Origin of the sequence: Nocardia sp. NPDC051832 (assembly GCF_040681285.1) — a bacterium.
Taxonomy (GTDB): domain Bacteria; phylum Actinomycetota; class Actinomycetes; order Mycobacteriales; family Mycobacteriaceae; genus Nocardia.
On the sequence record NZ_JBFAYL010000010.1, the window covers coordinates 16,599 to 33,957 of the forward strand.

General features: G+C 67.9%; 15 protein-coding genes. 3 read left to right on the forward strand and 12 right to left on the reverse strand.

The window, feature by feature from the left end:
• Positions 1 to 8: 8 nt before the first annotated feature.
• Positions 9 to 1,052 carry a quinolinate synthase NadA gene (gene nadA / locus AB0M14_RS37485; RefSeq protein WP_365004911.1) on the reverse strand — a complete coding sequence of 348 codons (1,044 nt, stop codon included), beginning with the start codon at positions 1,050 to 1,052 and terminating at the stop codon, positions 9 to 11.
• Positions 1,053 to 1,128: 76 nt separating this feature from the next.
• Here nadA and AB0M14_RS37490 point away from each other — a divergent pair, with 76 nt between their 5' ends.
• A complete protein-coding gene (locus AB0M14_RS37490; RefSeq protein WP_365004913.1) occupies positions 1,129 to 1,875 on the forward strand; it encodes an NUDIX domain-containing protein in 747 nt (248 codons plus the stop codon).
• 72 nt (positions 1,876 to 1,947) lie between these two features.
• Here AB0M14_RS37490 and AB0M14_RS37495 read toward each other — a convergent pair whose 3' ends face one another.
• The 8 genes from AB0M14_RS37495 to bioB form a co-directional block, all read right to left on the reverse strand.
• Positions 1,948 to 5,877, reverse strand: coding sequence for an AAA family ATPase (locus AB0M14_RS37495; protein WP_365004916.1), 3,930 nt, complete (start codon positions 5,875 to 5,877; stop codon positions 1,948 to 1,950).
• Between the two features lie 42 nt (positions 5,878 to 5,919).
• The gene (locus AB0M14_RS37500; protein WP_365004918.1) at positions 5,920 to 9,936 is read right to left on the reverse strand and encodes an AAA family ATPase; all 4,017 of its coding nucleotides are present in this window, start codon (positions 9,934 to 9,936) and stop codon (positions 5,920 to 5,922) included.
• A 36-nt stretch (positions 9,937 to 9,972) separates the two neighbouring features.
• A complete protein-coding gene (locus AB0M14_RS37505) occupies positions 9,973 to 10,188 on the reverse strand; it encodes a hypothetical protein (RefSeq protein WP_365004921.1) in 216 nt (71 codons plus the stop codon).
• A 166-nt stretch (positions 10,189 to 10,354) separates the two neighbouring features.
• Positions 10,355 to 10,528 (reverse strand): hypothetical protein, encoded by a 174-nt coding sequence (locus AB0M14_RS37510; RefSeq protein ID WP_365004923.1) that lies wholly within the window; start codon positions 10,526 to 10,528, stop codon positions 10,355 to 10,357.
• A gap of 86 nt (positions 10,529 to 10,614) precedes the next feature.
• Positions 10,615 to 11,148 (reverse strand): DUF1353 domain-containing protein, encoded by a 534-nt coding sequence (locus AB0M14_RS37515; RefSeq protein WP_365004925.1) that lies wholly within the window; start codon positions 11,146 to 11,148, stop codon positions 10,615 to 10,617.
• A 93-nt stretch (positions 11,149 to 11,241) separates the two neighbouring features.
• A complete protein-coding gene (locus tag AB0M14_RS37520; protein WP_365004928.1) occupies positions 11,242 to 11,985 on the reverse strand; it encodes a DUF2567 domain-containing protein in 744 nt (247 codons plus the stop codon).
• The gene (locus tag AB0M14_RS37525; RefSeq protein WP_194820473.1) at positions 11,985 to 12,194 is read right to left on the reverse strand and encodes a hypothetical protein; all 210 of its coding nucleotides are present in this window, start codon (positions 12,192 to 12,194) and stop codon (positions 11,985 to 11,987) included. Before AB0M14_RS37525 ends, AB0M14_RS37520 begins: the two co-directional genes overlap by 1 nt.
• A 57-nt stretch (positions 12,195 to 12,251) precedes the next feature.
• Positions 12,252 to 13,265: a biotin synthase BioB gene (gene bioB, locus AB0M14_RS37530; RefSeq protein WP_365004931.1), complete on the reverse strand. Its 1,014-nt coding sequence runs from the start codon at positions 13,263 to 13,265 to the stop codon at positions 12,252 to 12,254.
• Between the two features lie 108 nt (positions 13,266 to 13,373).
• Between bioB and AB0M14_RS37535 the strand changes: the two genes are divergently transcribed.
• Both AB0M14_RS37535 and AB0M14_RS37540 read left to right on the forward strand, forming a co-directional pair.
• The gene (locus AB0M14_RS37535) at positions 13,374 to 13,958 is read left to right on the forward strand and encodes a TetR/AcrR family transcriptional regulator C-terminal domain-containing protein (protein WP_365004934.1); all 585 of its coding nucleotides are present in this window, start codon (positions 13,374 to 13,376) and stop codon (positions 13,956 to 13,958) included.
• 67 nt (positions 13,959 to 14,025) lie between these two features.
• Entirely contained in the window at positions 14,026 to 14,934 is a 909-nt protein-coding gene (locus AB0M14_RS37540; protein WP_365004937.1) for a TAXI family TRAP transporter solute-binding subunit, read from the forward strand.
• Here AB0M14_RS37540 and AB0M14_RS37545 read toward each other — a convergent pair.
• The 3 genes from AB0M14_RS37545 to AB0M14_RS37555 all read right to left on the reverse strand — a co-directional run bounded on the left by AB0M14_RS37545 (position 14,925) and on the right by AB0M14_RS37555 (position 17,284).
• Positions 14,925 to 16,340, reverse strand: a complete 1,416-nt coding sequence (locus AB0M14_RS37545) for a HAMP domain-containing sensor histidine kinase (protein ID WP_365004940.1) — start codon at positions 16,338 to 16,340, stop codon at positions 14,925 to 14,927. The two genes, AB0M14_RS37540 and AB0M14_RS37545, sit on opposite strands and share 10 nt — an antisense overlap.
• A gap of 14 nt (positions 16,341 to 16,354) precedes the next feature.
• Positions 16,355 to 17,014 (reverse strand): response regulator transcription factor, encoded by a 660-nt coding sequence (locus AB0M14_RS37550; RefSeq protein WP_365004943.1) that lies wholly within the window; start codon positions 17,012 to 17,014, stop codon positions 16,355 to 16,357.
• Between the two features lie 120 nt (positions 17,015 to 17,134).
• Positions 17,135 to 17,284 (reverse strand): hypothetical protein, encoded by a 150-nt coding sequence (locus tag AB0M14_RS37555; RefSeq protein ID WP_365004945.1) that lies wholly within the window; start codon positions 17,282 to 17,284, stop codon positions 17,135 to 17,137.
• Positions 17,285 to 17,359 lie beyond the last annotated feature (75 nt).

Below are 17,359 nucleotides of genomic sequence, written 5' to 3' on the forward strand. Positions count from 1 at the left end.
GCCGAGCATTACTCGCCCCCGCCGGGGTTGCCGATCTCGATCATGCGCTGCACCGAATTGCGGCCCAGTGCGGCCATTTCCGGATCGACGTGCACCTCGTCGGCGCCCTCGACCAGGCAGCGCAGCAGCGCCGCCGGGGTGATCATCTTCATGTAGGGGCAGGAGGCGCGGTCGTTCACCGCCTGGAAGTCGATGCCGGGTGCGGCTTTTCGCAACTGGTGCAGCATGCCGATCTCGGTCGCGACCAGCACCTGGGACGACTTGGCCTGCTTGGCCGCGTCGATCATGCCGCCGGTGGACAGGATGTGCACCCGGTCGGCCGGGAAGGAACCCTCGCCCGCCAGGTACAAAGCCGAAGTAGCGCAACCACATTCGGGGTGCACGAACAGTTCGGCGTCGGGGTGGGTGCGCGCCTGCTCGGTGAGTTCCTCGCCGTTGATGCCCGCGTGCACGTGGCATTCACCGGCCCAGATCTGCATGTTCTCGCGGCCGGTGACGCGCTTGACGTGCGCGCCCAGGAACTGGTCCGGCAGGAACAGCACCTCCCGGTCGGGATCGATGGAGGCGACGACGTCGACGGCGTTGGACGAGGTGCAGCAGATGTCGGTGAGCGCCTTCACCTCGGCCGTGGTGTTCACGTAGGACACCACCACCGCGTTCGGGAACTCGGCCTTCCAGGCCCGCAGATCCGCGGCGGTGATCGAGTCGGCGAGCGAGCAGCCCGCGCGCTGGTCCGGAATCAGCACGGTCTTGGCGGGGCTGAGGATCTTCGCCGTCTCGGCCATGAAGTGCACGCCGCAGAACACGATGGTGTCTTCGGGCGCCTCGGCCGCGATGCGGGACAGCGCCAGCGAGTCGCCCACGTGGTCGGCGACGTCCTGGATCTCGGGCAGCTGATAGTTGTGCGCCAGGATCGTGGCGTTGCGCTCGCGTGCGAGGCGCTTCACCTCCTGCGCCCACTCCGGCGTCCCCTCGACGCCGGTGTACCCCGACGGTCCGTCGAACACCTGCCCCATCAGCGGAGGCGCCGTAAACGCACCCATGCTCGCCATGATGGCTCCCTTCCTTGCGCGGTCGGCCTCCTCGCCGATTTCGCACCAAACCAGTTTTCGACTTACAATCGAAAACGTGGCCCATAGTAGCACCATCCACGAAACGCTCACCGCGGTGTTCCAGGTTCGCCCGGTCGCCCCGGGCATTCCCGCAGGTCCAGGCGTCGACGCCGCCGCACGACGGTGTGCACCCGACCAAAAGTCCGAACTTTCGGTCCTACTGTGGGAGCGCGCCCTGGACCCCCAGAAAGGCACCTGGTCACTCCCCGGCGGACGCCTGCGCGACGACGAAGACCTCGACGCCTCAGCGGCCCGGCAGCTGGCCGAAAAGGTCGATGTGCGCGAACTGGCCCACCTGGAGCAGGTCTGGGTCTTCAGCGACCCGCATCGCGTACCCGGCGCCCGCCGCATCGCCTCCGCCTACCTCGGCCTGGTCCCCCTGACCGCCGACCCGCAACTGCCACCCGACACCGCCTGGCACCCGGTCTCGGCACTGCCCGCCATGTCGTTCGACCACGGCACCGTCGTCGAACACGCCCGCACCCGGCTGGCCAGAAAACTGTCCTACACGAACATCGCCTTCGCCTTGGCCCCGGAACGGTTCACCATGTCGACCCTGCGCGAAATCTACTGTGCCGCACTCGGTTACGACGTAGACACCACCAACCTCCAACGAGTCCTGTCCCGCCGCAAGGTAATCACCCCCACCGGCGCGACCGCCGCCCCCGGCCGCGCAGGCGGCCGCCCCGCCGCGCTGTACCGCTACACCGACTCCGAAATCCGCGTCACCGACGAGTTCGCCGCCCTGCGCCCACCCAGCTGAGGTCAGCCCTGCGCGACGCCGTAGTCATATCGCTGTTGAAACGCCCATCAGCGCAGCAATATGACTACGGAGCTACTGGCACGGCGGGCGGTAGGGCAGTTCCGGGACACGTTCGCGCCACTGCTGCTCAGTGATGGGTGTGGTGGCGGCGCAGATGCGGTCGGCGACCTGGTGGGTGTTCAGGTTCCACCAGCGGATGCCTTGGAGGCCGGTCAGGAGGAAGTTGCCGTTCGGGTGAAATGCCAACTCCCACTCGTCTTTCGAAACCGAGGTGGCCAGGGGGTAGGTGATCGGCTGGGGGTGCTGCGGGTCGGTGAAGTCCCAGAGGCGCAGTTCGGAGTCCTTCCCGGTCGAGGCGAGCAGGTTTCCGTCGGGGTTGAAGGCGAGCGAAAGCACTTCTGCCGCGTGGCCGGGCAAGGGGGGCCCGGTTTCGACCGGAGCGTGCTCGTCGGAGATGTCCCAGACCCGGATCGTCTGGCTGTCGGCGGCACTCACGAGCGTAGTGCCCGCCGCGTTCACGGCCAGACGGGTCCGGGAGCTCGCGTGGCCGACGTTGAATCTGCTGACCTGTTGCGGCCGGGAAGGATCCGTGAGGGTCCACAGCGACACATATCCGTCAGCGCCGGGAACGAGGATCAACTTGCGGCCCGGTACCGAAACGACATGACTCACCGGGAACATCGTCATACCCGAGGCCTGGGGGACATCGACAGGATCACCGGCCGCACGGGGGCGTGCGGGATCCGAGAGATCCCACACCCGCAGCCGTGGGGTCAGATTCGAGCCTTGGCGAATGTTCCCCAGCACCGTCAACTGCCGTGAATCGGCGCTGAAGACAGCGCTCTGGAAATCGCGGTAGTCGCCGGGCAGGTCGGCAAGATGCACCGGCGCCGCCGGATCGGCGATATCGAACAGCCTTGCGCCGACGTCCCGTTCGAGGACGAGCACGGTGCGACCGTCGGGACTGAGCACGGGTTCGCCGTAGGAGTTCACGACCCGAAGCTGTCCCAGCTTGCGGGCGTGTGGCGGGGCGGACGCGCTCCAAATCTCCGTCACACCCTGTGAATCCAGGATCATCCGATCGCCCGAGACAGCGAATTGGAAGCCGCGCGTCCACTTTTGATCCGCCATTCCGTCCGGGAGCTGCCAGACCCGGATCAGGCCATCGTTTCCCCCGGTGTACAGGCGGCCGCCGGGACCGAATTCGAGCGAGTCGGTGAATTCGGCAGCGGTCCAAGCCGAAACCAGCACCGGCCGTTTCGGCTCCTCGATCGACACCAGCGACACCATGGCGGTGCGGCCGGACCCGGAGCCGACGGCCAGTAGAGCGCCGTCGGGGCTGAAGGCGATCGCAACAGACGCTTGGACGACGACCTCGGTTGAACCGGTGGGGATCGGGTCGCCGATCCGGCGCGGAACTGCCGGATCGGTAATGTCCCACAGCTGAATCGCCAGACCGTTGCGACTCGCGACCGCGAGGAGCCGGCCGTCGGGACTGAAGGCGGCCTGCCCGGAAACCTCCTGCAATCTTCCCAGGTGTCGGGCCGCTCCCAGTCCCGACAGATCCCAGAGTTCGGCCAGCCCGTCCCGGTCGACGGTAGCCGCGAGCATGCGGTTCGCCGCCACCGCGAATGTCCCGTTCGGATCGTCGTCACCGGAGATGACGATCTCGCGGGATGCCGAGCGGGCCGGATCGTCCAACGCCCACAACCGCACGGCTCTGCGGAAGCTCGACGTGACCAAGGTCCGGCTGTCGGAGCTGAATCCGACCGTGCTGCCCTCGGCGATCGGCTCGCCGAGCTGGGCCGGACGAGCGGGGTCACTGACATCCCACAATCGCGCGCTGCCGAACCATCGGCCCGCGGCCAGAAACCGGCCATCCGGACTCAGGGCCAGCGACCTGATGTCGTCGGTGATGCCGCTCGTGATCTGTCCGAGGGCCAGCGGCCGGAGCGGATCGGCCGTGTCCCAGAGCTGGATGACCCGGTCGCGTCCCGCGGTGGCGAGCATGCGCCGATCGGGCCGGAACGCGATCGCGTTCACCGCCCCGGCGTGCCCCGGATAAGACCTCGCCAACGGCAGCGACTGCGCGTCCAGGATGCGTGCCCGCACCTCCGGGTCGTCCGGCCGCAAACGGTGCGCGGTCAGGGCCAACTGCGCCGAAAGCCCCGGGTCCTGCTCCCGCACCTGGTCGGCCTGCGCCACGATGGCAGCGAATACGGCGTTGTCGCGCTGCGCTTTCGCGGTACCGCTCTGTACGAACGCGACACCGGCCAGCACCATGGCGACGGCCGCGAGCAAGGCGAGCGCGCCCCTCGTCGTCGTGGCGCGCCGCTCGGCCTTGCGCCGCTCCGCCCGCGCTGCCGTGAGGAATTCCGTGGCGAGGGCGCCGACCAAGGTGTCGCCGACATGCTCCTCGGCCGCACTGAGCCGGGTGCCCCTGTAGAGCAGTGACGGATCACGTTCGGCCGTAATCCAATCCGCCGCGTCGGTGTGCAACCGCTGGCGTTCCAGATAGCCGACGCGGTCTTCGTCGATCCAGGCCCGCAACCGCGGCCAGGCGTCCAGCACAATTTCGTGGGTCAGGTAAGCGGCATCGGAATCGAGGGTGACCAACCGCGTCCGGGCTAGGGCATCGAGTGCGACGTCAGCGGCTTCGACTGTGCGACTAAATAATTCGGCACGGGTCAGCTTGCGGCGGGTGTCGCGGGCATCCTCGCCGACGGTGACCAGCCCGAGCAGGACCTGCTTGCCCACCGCCTGCTGGAACTCGGTGAGCTCGTTCCACGCCTTCTCCGCGGTGGCCGCCACCGATCCCACCACCCCGCCGGCGGCCCGGTACCCGTCGATCGTCAGCCGGGCGCCTTCGCGGCGCTGCCAGACGGCCTCCATGACGTGGGAGACGAGCGGCAGGGCTCCCGGGTCGTAGCCTTGGCGCTCCCCACCACCGTCCAGACCGCACAGCTCGGTGATGATGAGCTCTTCGAGACCGGATTCCAGCTTGTAGCCGGCCAATTCGGCAGGGCGGGTGATGGCTTCGGCCAACTCGTCCAGGCGCATCGGGCCGAGCAGATAGCTGCGGTGCTTGAGGGCGTCCTCCAGGACCGGGATGTCCAGGCAGCGGGCGTAGAAGTCCGCACGGACCGCGAGAACCACTGCCGTCGGCTCGTTTTCGCCACGAATGGCCAGATGCTCCAGCGCGGCGAGGAACTCCTTGCGGCGACGTTCGTCCTTGCACAGCGTGAACAGTTCCTCGAACTGATCGACGATCAGCAACCGGCGACGACCCGCACCCCATGCCGCGAGTGCATCGGTGAGCGACAGCTCCGCCCCATCCGACTCCGGCTGTGCCGCAACCAATAGCGAACGCACCGGATCGATCCCCGGGGTCAGGGTCGCGACCGCCCACTCGTCCACCGGATCAGCCAGGGCCGGAATCAATCCCGCCGCGAGCAACGAAGACTTGCCTGCTCCCGAAGCGCCGACCAGCATGATCATGCCGCCTGCGCCACCGGAACCGACTGTGGCCCCGACCATTTCAGCCAGCTCGGCGGTAACCCTGCCGCGCCCGAAGAACACTTCGGCATCAGCGGGTTGGTACGAAGCCAACCCGAGATACGGACACACCGCACCGCCGTCATCGGCATCCGGATCCCACTCGTTCGACGCCGTCCACAGCCGCTGCCACTCCTGCACCGACAACAACGCGGGTGACACCTGTCCGCTGGACTTGCGCGCCTCGTCGATCAGCGTAAGCACCACCGGCAGAAAGGTTTCGAACTTCGCGGGCGTGTTCCTTCCGGACTTCCAGTCACTGATCCGCTGGATCGACACGCCGCCCTTCTGGCCGACCGCCCGGCTGGCCCGCATGCGCGCCTCGGCGGCTGCGGCGACCCGCCGCAGGGTCGGATTGCCTGCCGCGTCGAATAATTCCGCGAACTGCTGGGCGAAGACTGTGCGCGGCGACGGTCGTAGTCGACCCCCGTTGGAGCTCGAATCCATCTGTACTCCCCTACTTTTCGGATTCCGGGTACGGCGGTTACGTCACGGTGTTCCGGCGCATGGTGGATCCAGGGCGATGTCCGGGAATCGCTCGGACCAGGCGGACGCGTCGAGAGCCGAGGGGGTGACTCGGCAGATCCGGTCGATCGATCGTCCGATGTCGAGATCCCACCATCGGACACCCCCCGGCGCGCTACCCGATACCAGGTAGCCGCCCGCCGGGTGGAAGACCACTCGGTAGCCGTCGTCCAGGGTTCCAGTGGCCAGGGGGTACCCGACGGCAACCGGGCGTTCCCGAGAACTGATGTCCCACAATCGAATCTCGGAATTGAAGCCGGTGGAAGCCAAGGTGCGGCCGTCCGGACTGAACGCGAGGGCGGACACGAACGCGGAATGGCCCTTCAGGGGGTCTGCGAGCGCGACTGGAGTTGGCGGCTCCGTAATGTCCCAGAGACGAATGGTCTTGTCCTCGGCCGACACCGCCAGTGCGCGGCTGTCCGGCGCGAAGGCCAGGCGGGCCGGCTGTTCGTTGGGTCCCAGCGCGATTCGACTGACGAATCTCGGACTCCCGCCCTGCGTCATGTCCCATAGCCGCACTCCTTCGGTGGTGCCGAAGCTGGCGAGAAGGCGGCCGTCGGGACTGACCGCGACATCGTATTCGCCGGAAAGGATCGGCGTCTGGCCGAGCGCTACCGGCTTGGTGCGGTCGGTCAGGTCCCATACCCGCAGCTGTGGGTCCGGCCAGGTCGAATACGTCGTGATCAGCCGTCGCGAGTCGGGGCTGAAGACCGCGCTCTGAAATCCGGCGCTGGGGTCCGCGGCGGGTACCTCCGCCAGCAGCCGGATGGCAGCCGGGTCAGAAATATCGAAAAGCTTGCCGCCCGCCATCAATCCAGCGGTGAACAGCATTCGCCCGTCCGGGCTCAGTGTCGTGCGACCGAACGGCTCGTCCATAGTCAGGCGACCCACCCGGCGCGGCTCCCCCGGGTTCTCGACGCGAAAGAGTTCGACTTCGGCGACGTCTGTCTTCTCGACGACCGAGCTTGTTGCCAAGGCCATTAGCGAACCGGAGTCGTCCAGCTCGATTTTGGTGCTCCGCGGCACATACCCGAGATTGTCCGATCCCCATCGCGGCAGTGACCAATGGCGGAGTATGCCCTCCTGGGTGCTGGTGACGATCCGGCCGTCCGATCCGAAGGCGAACGCGGTGACAAACCCGCTCGATCCGTTGGGCAGGGTACTGAGCAGGACCGGATGAGCCGGATCATCCAACGCCCATACCTGGACGCGATCCTGGGTCAGGTGCGTCGCCATGCGTTTGCCGTCGGAGCTGAAAGCCACGGGCATCGGAAACAACGATCCACTGACCGGTAGCGGTGTGCCGAGTTTCCGGGGCGCCATCGCGTCCGACACGTCCCAGAGCTGCACGGTTTGCACATCGGTCAGGCCGACCACCAATATTCGTCCGTCCGGACTGAATTCGGAGAGGGACGACCCACCGGGGATCCGCCCGAGTGGGCGCGCCGCACGCAGGTCCGTCGTATCCCAGAGCTGGATACCCTGGTCGTCCGGGGTGGCCAGCCGGCGCAGATCAGAACTGAGGGTTCCGGCGCGGTACCGTTCGAGAGCCAGCGGCAACCGGGCCTCGATCAGCGTGGGCTCGGCCGGATTCGTGATATCCCAGAATGCCCGCGTGTCCTGGCTGGCAGCGGAGGTGACCAGTATTTTTCCGTCCTGATCGAAGCGGATTCGGCCCAGCGCGCCGCCCGGCAAAGGCTTCCCGACAGGTGCGGGCGCGTCGGGGTTTCGCACATCCCACAGCCGCACGGTGGCATCGCGGCTCGCTGAGGCAAGCAGCGTTCCGTCGGGGCTGAAAACCACCGACAGCACATCGTCGGTATGCCCGGACAACTCACTTCGCCGGGTCGGCACGGCACCGGTGGCATCCCACAAACGGATGGTGCGGTCGGTCCCCGCTGAGGCGAATATCTGCCCGTCGCGCCGAAAGTCGACATCCCAGATAGATCCGGTGTGGCCGCTGATCCGCGCGTCCAACGGCAAGCTCTGGGTATCGAGCAGTCGTGCTCGGACGGCCGGATCACCCGGACGAATCTTGTCCGCCACGAGAGCGAGCTGAGCCGACTGGGCCGGGTCCGAGTCCCGCACTCGATCCGCCTCGGCCAGTACCGCGGTGAAGATCGCCCGGTCCCGCTGCTGCCGGGCGGTGTCGTTCTGCACGAACGCGACACCGGCCAGCACCAGGGCGATGACACCCAGCAGTGCCAGCACGGATTTCCTTGCCGTGGAACGGCGTTCAGCCCGTTGCCGGTCCAGTCGCGCGGCCGCGAGGAACTCCTCTCCGGCCGGTCCGAGCTGGCCTTGCCCGATATGGAGCTCCATCGTGGTCAGGCGAGCTCCGCGATACAGCAGCGAAGGATCGCGCCCGCCGGCGATCCAGTCCGAGGCATCCGCTTGCAGCCGTTGCCTTTCCAGGTATCCGACGCGATCCTCGTCGATCCAGGAGCGCAGGCGCGGCCAGGCGTCCAGGACGATTTCGTGTGTCAGGTACGCCGATTCGGAGTCGAGGGTGATCAGCCGGGTCCGGGCCAGGACCTCCAAGGCGGTTTCGGCGGCTTCGACGGTTTGCCGGACGAGTTCGGCGCGGGCGACTTTGCGGCGGGTGTCGCGGGAGTCGTCGCCCACCGCGACGAGCCCGAGCAGGACCCGTTTGCCCACCGCCCGTTGGAATTCGGAGAGCTCGCTCCACGCCTTTTCGGCAGTGGCGGCGACCGAGCCGAGGACGCCTCCCGCTTGTTCGTAGCCGTCGATCGTGAGACGCATGCCGTCGCGACGTTGCCAGACTGCCTCCATCACATGGGAGACCAGAGGCAACGCGCCGGGGTCGTAGGCGCGGCGCTCACCACGGCTGCCGAGCCCGCAGAGTTCGCTGATGACAAGCTCTTCGAGGCCTGACTCGAGCTTGTAGCCCGCCAATTCGGCTGGGCGCGTGATGGCTTCGGCCAGTTCATCCAGGCGCATCGGACCCAGCAGGTAGCTCCGGTGCTTGAGGGCGTCCTCGAGGACCGGGATGTCTACGCAGCGAGCGTAGAAGTCGGCGCGGACGGCGAGGATCACCGCTGTCGGCTCACGTTCACCGCGGATGGCGAGATGTTCCAGGGCCGAGAGGAACACCTCGCGCTGGTCGTCGTCAGGGCAGAGCGTGAACAGTTCCTCGAACTGGTCGATGATCAGTAGGCGTCGCAGGCCGGTGCCCCAGTCGGCGAGGGTTCGGGTGATGGTCTCAGCCGTTGGCGCTTCATCGGCGAGAGGCGTCGCAGCACTTGTTGTTTCGACCTCGCCGGTCGAGTCGGGCTCCGCAAGCTCTGTCGAGGTATCCGCGGCGCGGGCGGACACGGCCGCGAGGAGCGCGCCTACCGGGTCCGGTCCTGGGGTCATCGTCGCGATGGCCCAATCCCGTTCGGGCTGCGCCAGTTCCGGGACCACCCCCGCTTCGAGCAGGGAGGACTTACCCGCGCCCGATGCCCCCACCAGCATGACGATCCCACCCTGACCACCCGGACCGACTGTCCCACGCACCAATTCGACGAACTCTTCGGTCGGCCTGGTTCTGCCGAAGAACAGCTCCGTGTCCTGACGACGATAAGCGGTCAGCCCGAGATAGGGGCATTCGGTCGCCGCCGAGGCCGGATCCCATTCGATGGCGGCCGTCCACAACCGCTGCCACTCCTGCACCGACAACAGCGCGGGCGACACCTGCGCACTGGACTTACGCGCCTCGTCGACCAGCGTAAGTACAACGGGCAGAAACGTTTCGAACTTCGCGGGCAGATTGCGCCCAGCTTTCCAGTCACTGATCCGCTGGATCGACACCCCACCCTTCTGCCCCGCCGCGCGGGCAGATCGCAGACGGGCGTCCGCCGCGGCGGCAACCCGGCGCAAAGTCGGATTGCCTGCCGCGTCGAACAATTCGGCGAACCGCCGCGCGAACACGGTGCGCGGTGACGGACGCAGCCGCCCGCCGATGGAACTCGAATCCACTTGCCCTCCCCTACTTCTCGAACTCCCCAGTCAGCATTATGGCGTGCACGGCACGTCGGCCGGGCGCAGCGGTTCGGTCTGGCCGGGCTCCTCGAGCTCGACCGGCTTCGGGAAGCAGAACGGCAGGACGGGTTCCTGAGTGCCGGTGACCTGATGCACCAGTACCGGGCCCGGGTCTTCGGCGGCGGTCGTGGCGGCGAGGAAGCCGCCCCCGGCCAGCGCCAGGGCGGCGAGAGTGAGCTTTCCGAACATGGTGAAACCCCCTGTGAATCGACGGAATTCGAGGCGATCGAACGACTCCGACGCTACGAACCACACGGGGTTCATCGCGCGCCGCGGCGTCAGGTTCGATCGGGTATGCGCAGGTCAGTGCCGCAGACAGGAATTCCGGACCGGACGTCCGGGCGACGCGAACGCGTCAGTCGTCGCGGCGGTCGCGGTGCTTGCGAGTGCGGCGGTACTGCCGATTACTCGGAATCGGCTGGGCGGCATTGGAACGCCGCACCTCGTGCCGCAGCTTCCACGCGGTCAGGTCCGGGCGCTCGGCCTGCTGTGCCGTGCCTGCGTCGGTCGCGCTGGTCATTCGCTTCATGTCCGGACCTCCCTTCACACGTGCCGGAAAGGCCACGGTAGCCGGGCAGATGTGCCGTCCTCCACCGAATTTCCGGCGGACAGACCTCAGGCCGTCTTCATCTGCGGCGTTGGTGGCGGGGCCGCGGTGCGACGGCTCAGCCGCGCGACGGCCCAGAACACCAACTCCACCAGCCAGAAGATCCACAGGAATACGGTCACCACGACCACGGGAACAGTGAGGAACAGCACCGATGGCGCCGCGACCACGAAGAACCGGCCGAGGTCGCCGGGTGTCGCGCCCTGCAGCCGGTTCGCCAAACGCACTGCGGCCCACATCATCCAGCGCCGCGGCATGGAGACGCCGAGCTCACGCAGGGCCCGCCGGAAGATCCCGTCGGCATCGGCCGTGCTCACCTCGCGGGAGTGCACCAGATAGTCGTGCAGGATGGCGGCGCGGGTGTAGGCCCCGTAGCGCGGAATCAGCCATACCAATGCGCGTGGCACGGAAGCGAAGTCGGTGCGGAAGCCCGCGGGCACCGTGAAGTCCTGGCTCTCGCCCTGGTAGACCACCGGTTCGGTGAGCTTCCAGAATTTGGCGTCGAGTTCCTCGACGACCGGACCGCTACCGATGAACGCCACGACTCGTTCCTCCTTGAACGCACAGCGTGTAACCCAATTCTAGGGCGTTCTGGTACGCCAGTGCCGCCGCCGGAGCAACGGTTCGGCCAACAGTCAGCGTGCGGGCCGTGACTCGGGCACCGCATCCGTGCCGCCGCGGTAGGTGGTGGTGCCGTTGGGGTATTCGACGGTCCCGTCGGCGTAGGTCACCGAGCCGTCCGGGCCGTGCGCGACGGGCTCGTCAGGGTAGTGCGTCGGCGGCCAATCCCCGCCGGGCGGGAACTGCGCCAGCGGCCGCTGCGTGCCGAACGGGCCCGCGAAACCGGTGCCCAGATCCTCCGAGGCGCTGAACGCGGCCATGAACATCAGCAGCAGCGAGGCGACCAGCGGCTGCACCACCAGCGCGAGCGAACTACCGACCTCGGGCGCCAGCGCGATGATCGTGCCGACCGCGGGATCCTCGGGCCGCGGAAACCGCACCTCCGCGACGATCTCGCCGAACCACTTCATCGCGTACGCGCCGATCAGCGCGCCGATCAGCAACCCGCCCTGCATGATCGGGCCGCGCACCGCGCGCCACCGCCACGCGGCGACCGCGGACAGCACACCCGCCACGAAACCGAGGCAGGTCAAGATCGCGAGCCCGTCGAACTGATGGGTACTCTCGCCGGTCAGCGGCGCGCCGCGGCCCGGCTGGGTGACCAGCAGATGCTCGGCGGGCGCGAGGAGACCCCACGCGACACCGCCGAGGATGCTCAGCACCACGACCGCGGCGCCGATCAGCAGCGCCGCGCGCACCTCACGCCGGACGCCGAATGCGACCGGCCCGTACACCACTCCGCTGCCCGCGGCCGGCACTAGCGCCGTTCCAGACTCGTCGAGTCGAGCACGCCGTGCCGGGAGCACTTGGCCCACCAGCCGTCCGGGCTGACCTGAACGATCATGCGACGCCCGCAGTGCTCACAAAAACGCGGCGGCTCCAGCCCGAGCGCGGCGGCGGCCGGAACCGCGTCGTCGAGCCCGGGCACGATCCGCTTCCCGGTGAACGGGTTGTAGCGCTCGTCCATGTTTTGAGGAACCACAGGCATGACATTACCCATCATGTTGTGCGGGCGGACGCTGGCTCACAGAGTTTCGTTGAGCGCCTTGATCGGCATCTTCAGCTCGCCGAGCAGATCCAGGTCGGCCTCGGCGGGGCGGCCCAGGGTGGTCAGGTAGTTGCCGACGATGACGGCGTTGATGCCACCGAGGATGCCCTGCTTGGCGCCGAGGTCACCGAGGGTGATCTCGCGACCGCCGGCGAAGCGCAGCATGGTGCGGGGCAGCGCCAGCCGGAACGCGGCGACGGCGCGCAGCGCGTCGGCGGCGGGCAGCACCTCGAGGTCGCCGAAGGGGGTGCCGGGGCGCGGGTTGAGGAAGTTCAGCGGCACCTCGTCGGGTTCCAGTTCGGCCAGCTGCGCGGCGAATTCGGCGCGCTGCTCCAGGCTTTCGCCCATGCCGAGGATGCCGCCCGAGCACACCTCCATGCCGGCTTCGCGCACCATCCGCAGGGTGTCCCAGCGCTCCTCGTAGGAGTGCGTGGTCACCACCTTCGGGAAGTGCGACTTGGCGGTCTCGAGGTTGTGGTTGTAGCGGTGCACGCCCATGGCGGCGAGCTGGTCGACCTGCTCCTGGGTGAGCATGCCCAGCGAGCAGGCGACCTGGATGTCGACCTCGTTGCGGATGGCTTCGACGCCGGCGGCGACCTGGGCCATCAGCCGCTCGTCGGGACCGCGCACCGCGGCGACGATGCAGAACTCGGTGGCGCCGGACTTGGCGGTCTGCTTGGCGGCTTCGACCAGGCTCGGGATGTCGAGCCAGGCGGCGCGCACCGGCGACTGGAACAGGCCGGACTGCGAGCAGAAGTGGCAGTCCTCGGGGCAGCCGCCGGTCTTGAGCGAGATGATGCCCTCGACCTCGACCTCGGGACCACACCACTTCATCCGCACCTCGTGCGCGAGGGCGAGCAGGTCTTCGAGCTGGTCGTCGCCGAGGCGGAGCACCTCGAGGGTCTGCTCCTGGGTCAGGCCGACGCCCCGCTCGAGCACCTGCTCGCGGGCGATCGACAGAATCGACGTATCAACGGGTGCCTGGGTCACTGCGAAGTCCCTTCGTCCGGCTGTGCACGAGGTCTCCGTGCAACTTGAACGGTGTTCAGGCTAGGGTAGGTTCGGGAGTGAGTCAAAACACGTACGGAGGGAATTGGCGTGCAACTGCATCGGGCGGACGTGGTCGACGGGGCGATCGCCATCCTGGACCAGTACGGTCTCGCCGACCTCACCATGCGGCGGCTGGCGGGCTCGCTCCAGGTCCAGCCCGGCGCGCTGTACTGGCACTTTCCCAACAAGCAGGCGCTGCTGGGCGCGGTCGCCGACAAGATCCTCGCGCCGATGGAGGATCCGATCACCGCGACCGAATGGTCCGGGCAGATCACCGAACTGGCGCACCGCCTGCGCGACTGCCTGCTCGCCTACCGCGACGGCGCGGAGCTGGTCTCGGCCACCTACGCCTCCCGCCTGACCACCAGCAAGGGCCGGGAACGCTTCGTCAGCGCCGCGATTCGCGCGGGCATGCCCCGCGACGAAGCCGAACTCACCGCTTTCACGGTGCTGTACTACGTGCTCGGCCACACCGTCGACGAACAGTCGCGCATGCAGATGGATTCGGTCGGCGCGCTGCCCGAGGGCGCCTCCCCCATCGACGAGAACACCGATCCCACGGCACGTTTCGATTTCGGCCTGCAACTGTTCGTGGCCGGTGTGCGGCACCTGCTCGGTACCGAGGTGCGCTGAGCAGTTGACACCTGCCCGTCCGCTGACTGGAATGACGGCGATCGAGGCCGAATAGTCAGGAGACCGTGTGCTGGATCGCCGCCGGTTTCTCGCGGGCAGCACCGCGTTGCTGCTCGCCGCCGGATGCCGGGCGCCGCAGGATGTACCGGTCGTCCGGCTGGGTTCCGGGCGGGCCGGCGGCTTCTTCCACGAATTCGCCGAGCTGCTGGCGAAAGCCGCCACCGCGACCGGAGCCGTTCGCATCGAGCCGATCAGTACCGCCGGGTCGCAACAGAATCTGGCCCTGATCGCCAGCGGCGGCCTCGATGCCGGTCTGGCGCTGGCGGATTCGCTGGCGTCGGCGCAGACCGGCGCCGTCGCCATCGGACGGCTCTACGAGACCTACATTCAACTCGCCGTGCGCGCGGACAGTCCGATTCGCCACCTCACCGAGCTGCGGGGCCGGCGTGTCGATTTGGGCGTCACCGGGTCCGGCGCGGCGATGACGGCCGAACGCCTGCTGCGGGTGGCGGGATTGGATCCCGCCACCGACATCGTCCCGAGCAACCGGCAACTGTCGGATGGCGCGGTCGCGCTGCACGCCGACGCGGTGGATGCCATCTTCTGGGGTGGCGGCATTCCGACACCGGGCGTCGACATTCCGGCCCGGGCCCGGCTGATCGACATCGGCGACTGGGCACTGCCAATGCAGGAACGCTTCGGCTACGACTACGACCGGGTGATCATTCCGGCCGGCGCGTATCCCCAGGCACCGGCCGTCTGGACCGTCGGCGTGCCCAATCTGCTGCTCGCGGCGCCGCAGTTGGCGGATTCAGCCGTGACGGCCATCACCGCACTACTACTGGAGCAGGCCGACGCGCTGATCTCGGAACAGACCCTGGGCTTCCATTTCCTGGATCGGCGCTGGCTGGTCGGAACCGGCGGCGTCCCGCTGCATCCCGCCGCCGCCGACTACTACCGCGACAATCACGGCTGAAGGACCGGCAACCGCACCGTCACGTGCAGTCCGTGCGGATAGGCCGCCGACACGATGAATTCGCCCAGATGCTGCTGGGTCAGCGCGGCCGCGATCGGCAAGCCCAGTCCGGTGCCGCCCGCGGCCGCCGTCGCGCCCCGGAAGAAACGGGTCGTCAGCTTCCCGAGCTCGGCCGGCTCGACGCCGATACCGTTGTCGTACACCGAGATCGTCGCCCACCGCTGGTCGACGCTCAGCCGCACCTCGGTGTGCGCACCAGCGCCCGCATAGCGTGACGCGTTGCTCAGCAGCACATCGAGGATCTGCACCAGCACCCCTTCCTCCGCGGCGATCTCATCGGCCACATTCACCGGAACATCCACTGCCACAGTCATTTCCGCGTCCGTAAAGGCAGGGCGCCAGGTATCGACCCGGTCCAGCACGACCCGCGCCGCCGCACAGTGATTCGGCCACTCCGCATCCAGCTGTCCGGCGCCGAAACCGACCGGGGCCTCGGCGACAGCGAGCTTGAGCAGCCCGTCCAGGATCGCCTTCAGCCGTTCGACCTGCGCGCCGGCCCGGGCGAAGGACTGCTGCCCTTGCTCGGGGATCACCCGGCCCAGCGATTCCAACCGGACAGCCAAGGCGGTCAGCGGATTACGAATCGCGTGGGCGGTGTCGGCGACGAGCCGGCGCTGCGCGTCGGCCGCGTCGCCCACCGCCCGCACCATCACCTCGACCGAATGCGCCAGCTCCCGCACTTCGGGCGGCCCCCCGTACCGTGGCGGAACATCGTCGAGCGCCCGCGGTTCCGGCAGCGTCGCGGTGAGCCCGGCCACCGAATTCGACAGCCGCGCCAGAGGATTGAGCACCCAGCGGCTCAGCAACAGGGCCAGGCCGGCGAAAAGCGCCAGCGCCGTCCAGGATCCGGCCGTGATGAGCGCGATCCGGTCGGTGATATCGCGCTTGGCGCGCACCGTCGAGACTTCGAGCAGTACCGCGCCGGAAATTCGCATGCCGGTTCCGACCGGCCGGGCGATCAGCATCGTGTCCGGATCCCAGGGCCGCAGCCGCGGCGGCGGTTGCACCGCATGCCGGTTGCCGCGAGCCGCCGTCAGCAGCGTTGTCACCGCCGAATGTTCCGCATCCACACCAGTGTTGGTGATTTCGGCGCCGCCCGCGTCGACGACGAGGACTTTGTCGGAGTACAGCTCGCGATAGCGCTGCGCTTCGTCGAGCAGGGTCGCGCGGTTTCCGGTCACGATCGCCTCTTGCGCCAGATCACCGAACCATTCGGCGTCTACGTAGCGGTCGAACCACAGTTGCTGGGTGCGCGCGGTCAGCGTCGACGCGCCCAGCGGCCAGGAGAAGCCCAGCGAGGCCACCGCGGCGAACAGCAACAGAATCAACAACAGGCGCCGACGCACAGCCGCACTCTCTTTCACAATCCCCAGCGATAGCCGTACCCCCGGACCGTCGTGATCAGACCCGGCCTGCCGATCTTGGCGCGCAGGGTGGAAATGTGCACATCCAGCGACCGCGAAACCGCCGCGAAGGCGTCACCCCACACCCGGTCCATCAGATACTCCCGGCTCATCGCGGCCCCCGGGCGGGCCACCAGTGCCTCGACCAGGTCGAATTCCTTCTGTGTCAGCACGACGATGGCACCACCGGCCTCGACCTGGCGCGCGACCAGATCCACCCGCACGTCGCCGGTGACCACCTCGGTGAGCTCGGGTCCGGCGGCCGCGACGGCGCGGCGGGTCGCCAGTTCCAGGCGCGCCACCAATTCCCCGATCCGCGGCGGCTTCACGAGATAGTCGTCGGCGCCGCCGCGCAGGCCCCGCACGATGGTGCGTTCGTCGTCACGGGCGGTGAGGATGAGCACCGGGATCGCGCTCACCTCACGCAGTTGCCGCAGCACGTGCAGGCCGTCGGCGTCGGGCAAGCCCAGATCGAGGATCACGGCGTCGTAATCGCGGTGCGCGAGCAGCAGGTCCGCGCCCCGGGATTTGCGGTCCACCTCGAAACCCTGCTCGGTCAACACCTCGACCAGGGCTTCGCCCACATCGTCGTCGTCCTCGACTACCACCACCCGCACGTGCCGATCCTGTCCTGATCGCCGATCGGTTGCAATGTCGATAACACCGGCCCTGTTGTCGTTGCCCACTCGCTATGCATAGGCGTGCACGGGCGCGCTCACAAGCCTCGGCGAAACGTCTTACGATGCTTTGATATTCGGCCGGTCCGAGATCCGGGCGCGGGCGGGAGCCCGGCGCCGAGTCCGCCGCCGCGGCCAGCACAGGGCGGTGAGCACCAGTGCCACTTCGACCACGATCACCAGCAGTGCCGTCCACTGAATCGTGGTCATCCAACCTCCCGAAGCCCGCGGCAGTCCTTCCCCGCCTTAAGGTTAGGACTACCTTTGCTCCGGCAGCAGTGCTGG

What these genes read in the sequence shown, in the direction of transcription:
- nadA (WP_365004911.1), bottom strand. Translation starts at nt 1,052, where the DNA reads ATGGCGAGCATGGGTGCGTTTACGGCGCCTCCGCTGATGGGGCAGGTG.
- AB0M14_RS37495 (WP_365004916.1), bottom strand. Translation starts at nt 5,877, where the DNA reads ATGGATTCGAGCTCCAACGGGGGTCGACTACGACCGTCGCCGCGCACA.
- AB0M14_RS37505 (WP_365004921.1), bottom strand. Translation starts at nt 10,188, where the DNA reads ATGTTCGGAAAGCTCACTCTCGCCGCCCTGGCGCTGGCCGGGGGCGGC.
- AB0M14_RS37510 (WP_365004923.1), bottom strand. Translation starts at nt 10,528, where the DNA reads ATGAAGCGAATGACCAGCGCGACCGACGCAGGCACGGCACAGCAGGCC.
- AB0M14_RS37525 (WP_194820473.1), bottom strand. Translation starts at nt 12,194, where the DNA reads ATGGACGAGCGCTACAACCCGTTCACCGGGAAGCGGATCGTGCCCGGG.
- AB0M14_RS37555 (WP_365004945.1), bottom strand. Translation starts at nt 17,284, where the DNA reads ATGACCACGATTCAGTGGACGGCACTGCTGGTGATCGTGGTCGAAGTG.